The organism is Streptomyces sp. 4F14 (assembly GCF_048159485.1).
Lineage (GTDB): Bacteria > Actinomycetota > Actinomycetes > Streptomycetales > Streptomycetaceae > Streptomyces.
This window is the reverse complement of record NZ_JBLRVY010000107.1, coordinates 1-505: the sequence shown is the minus strand read 5'-3', so window position 1 is coordinate 505 and position 505 is coordinate 1. Positions and strand designations below refer to the sequence as shown.

Sequence of the window (505 nt, the reverse complement as noted above, 5' to 3'; positions counted from 1 at the left end):
CGGTCAAGCAGTTGGCGGCCAACAACCAGGAGAGCGACCGGATGCGGGTGAGCGCCGACATCGACGAGCGCACCCTGCGCGAGATCTACTTCCCGGCGTTCGAGCGGATCGTGACGCAGACGCGCCCGGCGACGGTCATGTGCTCCTACAACAGGGTCAACGGCGCCTTCGCCGCCGAAAGCCACTGGCTCCTCACCCAGGTGCTGCGCGCGGAGTGGGGCTTCGACGGTGTGGTCGTCTCCGACTGGGGCGCCGTCGGCGACCGCGTCGCCGCGCTGCTGGCCGGCACGGACCTGGAGATGCCCGGCAACAGCCGAGGCACCGACGCGGAGGTCGCCGCCGCTGTGCGGTCCGGTGAACTCGACGAAGCCGTGGTCGACACCGCCGTCGCACGACTGCGTGACCTGGCCCGGCGGGTCCGCGCCGAGACGGGCGCGCCCGCGGTGGACTTCGAGGCGCACCACCGGCTGGCCCGCGAGGCCGCCGCCGACTGCCTGGTGCTGAT

The 505-nt window shown here is 72.5% G+C and carries 1 protein-coding gene; it reads left to right on the top strand.

The features are described from left to right. Positions 1-505 (top strand): glycoside hydrolase family 3 N-terminal domain-containing protein (locus ACLZOT_RS49840; protein WP_416975962.1); only part of this gene is annotated, 505 nt, incomplete at both ends.